This is a genomic window from Brevundimonas sp. UBA5936 (assembly GCA_002430835.1).
Classification (GTDB): Bacteria; Pseudomonadota; Alphaproteobacteria; order Caulobacterales; family Caulobacteraceae; genus Brevundimonas.
In genome coordinates, this window is the sequence record DJDA01000125.1 from 1 (window position 1) to 4,076 (window position 4,076).

At 67.5% G+C, this 4,076-nt stretch carries 4 protein-coding genes and 1 pseudogene; all 5 read right to left on the minus strand.

Features of this window, described 5'->3' with window-relative positions:
* Window positions 1-290: pseudogene (locus tag B2Y21_RS12840) on the minus strand (tol-pal system protein); the annotation flags it as partial.
* Between the two features lie 43 nt (window positions 291-333).
* Entirely contained in the window at window positions 334-1,482 is a 1,149-nt protein-coding gene (locus tag B2Y21_RS12845) for a DUF3667 domain-containing protein (RefSeq protein WP_292060254.1), read from the minus strand.
* 109 nt (window positions 1,483-1,591) lie between these two features.
* A complete protein-coding gene (pal, locus tag B2Y21_RS12850; protein WP_292060255.1) occupies window positions 1,592-2,146 on the minus strand; it encodes a peptidoglycan-associated lipoprotein Pal in 555 nt (184 codons plus the stop codon).
* Window positions 2,147-2,298: 152 nt separating this feature from the next.
* Window positions 2,299-3,681 carry a Tol-Pal system beta propeller repeat protein TolB gene (tolB, locus tag B2Y21_RS12855; RefSeq protein ID WP_040344558.1) on the minus strand — a complete coding sequence of 461 codons (1,383 nt, stop codon included), beginning with the start codon at window positions 3,679-3,681 and terminating at the stop codon, window positions 2,299-2,301.
* A 119-nt stretch (window positions 3,682-3,800) separates the two neighbouring features.
* Window positions 3,801-4,076 (minus strand): TonB C-terminal domain-containing protein (locus tag B2Y21_RS12860; RefSeq protein WP_292060256.1); only part of this gene is annotated, 276 nt, incomplete at its 5' end.

Sequence of the window (4,076 nt, forward strand, 5' to 3'; positions counted from 1 at the left end):
TGGAAGGTCTGCTCCACGTCGCTGAGGCGGCGCTCCATGATCGAGACCTGGCCTTGCAGGGCCACGACCTCGGGGTCCGTCTCGACCAGCACCGGCTCGCCGGCCGCGTTGCGCTGGGTCAGGGCGCGCTCCAGACGGCGGACGTTGCGGTCCAGTTGGTCCAGGCGGCGCTTGTCCCACTGGATCGGCTCCATCGGCTGGACCTGGGCGACGACGGCGCCCCCGATCAGGGTCAGGCCGATCGCCGTCAGCACGGCGGGTTTGGTGAGGCGGAATGGCGTCTTCAGCATGGTCCTGTCGTCCCATCGATTTGCGGCGACGGCAAGGCCCCGATCAATGTCCGAGGCCCAGATAGATGATGGAGACGATGAACAGCGTCGCCGCGATCTCGCAGAAGATCAGCAGCGCCACCGTCCGCCACAGGGTCGAAAAGACCTTCAGGCTGTAGGCGCCCTTCAACTGGGCGAACATGTGCACCGGCACGATCAGGGCCGCGATCGTTCCCGCCGCCGCACCCGTCCCCTTCAGCGTCGTCGCGACCAGCACCACCGCCATCAGCAACAAAGACATGAAGGTCAGGGAATAGAGGACGAACACCCCGTGGTCGTACAGGGTGAACCCCCGCTTCCACAGGAACATCAGGGCCACGAAGGGAATCGACAAAGGCACCAGCAGGAAGGCGAATTTGTAGATGGTTTGCTGCAGCTTGTAGAGCGCCAGATCCGGGTTCTTCAGCTTCTTGGCGACGGTCTTGGTCAGACCGTTGGTCTGCCCGCTCTCCCCCGCGCTTGCGGCGATGTCCGCCACCTGCGCCTGCCAGCTGCCCGAGGCCAGACCATCCTTGCGGCCCTCGATCGCGTCCTTCTGCAGACGTTCCAGCTTGGCCTTTTCAGCAATGACGCCGGCTTCAGCTCCGGCCAGAACGCCGGCGGCGGCGCCGGCCCGCGCGCCGCTGTTGAACGCCGGCGGCGAACCGTCCGACGACTCCATCGCCGTCGCCGCCGCATCGACTTCCTTGCGGGCGGCGGCGGCGACCTGCTCCGCTTCGGCTACCGCCTCCTTCTGGGCCTCGATCTGCTGCGGCAGGGACGGCAGCGTCACCGCCTGATGCGGCATGAAGCTGAGGGCGAAGAACATGACGAACAGGGTGAACAGGAACATCGCCAGCGGCGAGACATAGCGCGTCCGCCTGCCCTGCACCCACTCGCGGGTCAGCCGCCCCGGATTGAGGATCAGCAGCGGCAGGGTGCGCCACAGCCGCCCATCGAAATGCATGACCCCGTGCAGCAGCTCTTCGCCCAGATGCAGCAGGGTACGGTGGACATGAGCCGCCTGGCCGCAGTTGGAGCAGAAGTTGCCCGTGACCTCGGCCCCGCAGTCGGCGCAGGCGCCGTGAGCTTCGCCCGCATGGCCCGTCGGTTTTTCGATCGCCCCGGCGATGACGCCCGCCGTCACCGCCCCGCCTGCCGCTTCCAGATCCATGCCGTCCCTCCCCAGGATTCGCGGCGGACTTTGATCGCGTGAAGGCGCAAAGAAAAGAGGCGCCGGCTTACGCCGACGCCTCCATCCGTCTGTTTTTTCGCCGTGCAGCTTAGCGCGGCGCGCCCGACACGATGGCGGTGCGGCCGTTGCGGTTCTGAGCCCAGGCCGACTCGTTCGAACCCTCGGCGATCGGACGCTCCTTGCCGAAGCTGATGGTGTCGATGCGGGCGGCCGGAACGCCGCGGCTGATCAGGTAGGAGCGCACGGCCTCGGCGCGGCGGGCGCCCAGGGCCAGGTTGTATTCGCGCGTGCCGCGTTCGTCGGCGTTGCCTTCAATGCGGACCGTGACCTGCGGATAGCGGGCCAGCCAGGCGGCCTGGGCGTCCAGACGCGGCTGGGCCTCGGAACGGACCGAATAGGAGTCCAGGTCGAAGTAGATACGGTCGCCGACGTTGACGACGAAGTCCTGCTCCGAGCCGGGCGCCGGAGCGCCGACGTTGCCGCCGCTGACAGGGCCGGTCGGGGCGGTCGGATACTGCGGGCCGACGGCCGGCGGCGGCGTTTCGACCGGCACGGCCGGCTCGACCTTGGGCTTGGTGCAGGCGGCCAGCGAGGCCATGGCGACGCCGACAGCGGCGAGCCGGATCAGGGTGGAGGTGTTCATGGATCGTCTCCTTCTCATTCGGTTCGAGGCCGACGCCTCTAGCTTGACTGTATGCGAGCGCTGCTAACGCGCGGCGCAGCGCCGCGCCAGACGCGATAACGCACAGTTTATGGGAATGGCTCCGCTCGTGATCTCACGAAGCCGTAACCCCGTTAGGCCGGGCAGGAATCCGCGCCCTGACCGATGCCCAGATTGACCGGCGGGGCGTCCAGCAGACCCGACCAGGCCGGATCCGAACCGCGTCCGTCATACCCCGCTTGCGACACCACCCGGCCCGACAGGTCGACGGTCCACAGACGGGTGTCGCCGCCGGGGCTCTGACGCGCGAAGGCGATGTAGCGGCCGTTCGGCGCCCAGGACGGGCCCTCCTCGAAATAGGAGGACGACAGGATGCGCTCGCCCGTGCCGTCGGACTTCATCACGCCGATGTGGAAGCGGCCGCCCTGCTGCTTGGTGAAGGCCACCAGGTCGCCGCGCGGGCTCCAGGCCGGCGCGGTGTAGCTGCCGCCGCCGCGGCTGATCGGACGCTGGCCTGAGCCGTCCGCCCGCATGGTGTAGAGGCGCGCCGAGCCCGAGCGGTCCGAGGTGAAGACGATCTGATTGCCGTCGGGGCTGAACGAGGGCGAGGTGTCGATGCCCGGATCGGTCGTCAGGCGCGACAGCTGACGGCTGCGCAGGTTCATCACATAGACGTCGGTGTTGCCGCCCCGGATGATCGAGAAGGCCATCTTCGACCCGTCGTTCGAGAAGCGCGGCGCCAGCACCTGGCCGTCGAACTCGCCCAGGCTTTCGCGGCGGCCGGTCGACAGGTTGTAGAGGTAGATGCGGCTGTAGTCCTTGCCCAGCGCCACATAGGTCACTTCATCGGGGTTCGAGGCCGAGAAGCGCGGCGACATGATCACCTCGTCGCCCTGGGTCAGGAAGACGGGGTTGTAGCCGTCCTGGTCGACGATGGTCAGGCGCGACAGCTTGTTCAACTGGGTGCCGCTCTCCGACACGAACAGCACGCGCGAATCGAAGAAGCCCGCCTCGCCGGTCAGGCGCTGATAGACCACGTCCGAAATCTTGTGGGCGATCCGGCGCCACTGCTCGGAGGTGGCGGTGAACTGATAGGAGACCAGCTGGCACTGGCGATAGGGGTCGTACAGGCGGAAGCCCACGTCGATCCGCCCGTCAGCGCGCGGCGTCACCCCGCCGTACAGCACCGCCTGGGCGCCGATGGAGGTCCACTGCGGGAAGTTCGGGGCGTTGGCCAGGGTCAGGCCCGTCTCGACGAAGCTGGCCGGGTTGAGCGGATCGAAGAAGCCGGATCGCTTGAGATTGCCGCTGATGACGCCCGAGATCTGCGACCCGTTCTGGCCGGTGAAGGGCACGACGGCGATCTGAAGCGGACGCAGCACGCCTTCGTCCACCACCACATCCTGCATCGGCGCCCCGACGGCCGGGGTGGATTGCGCCTGGACAGATCCGCCCAGCGCCAGGGGCGCGGTCATCGCAAGCACGGCGGCCGAGGCGAGAAGGCGGTTCAGGCGCATGGGTCAATCCTTCGGGTCGTTACGGTCAGGCTGGCCGCCCCTCTTTAGCATCAGCGCGGCGGATGATCGCCAGCTTCACGGGGATTTGGGCGACTTTGGGGTGATAGGCGATTTACGTCCTAACGGTTCCCGCATTGACGCTTGGTTTCAAAGCGGAAGGGCACTTCCTGCGCCTGGAAGCCGTCGGGAACGGTAAAGGGCGAGGTCGTCCGCAGCGCGCGCAACATGGCCTCGGACGCCGCGCGCCAGGTCGGATCGTTCTGGGTGTCCTGAAGGCGCGGCGTGCCGATGATCTGGCCGTCGGCGCTCAACCGCACCGTCACGCGGATCACCAGGTCGTCCATGCCCGGCATGTCGCAGTTCAGGTTCCAGTTCGGCGTCACCTGGGCGCCCAG

Coding starts and splice junctions, on each gene's coding strand:
- tolB (WP_040344558.1), bottom strand. CDS start 3,681: ATGCGCCTGAACCGCCTTCTCGCCTCGGCCGCCGTGCTTGCGATGACC.
- pal (WP_292060255.1), bottom strand. CDS start 2,146: ATGAACACCTCCACCCTGATCCGGCTCGCCGCTGTCGGCGTCGCCATG.
- B2Y21_RS12845 (WP_292060254.1), bottom strand. CDS start 1,482: ATGGATCTGGAAGCGGCAGGCGGGGCGGTGACGGCGGGCGTCATCGCC.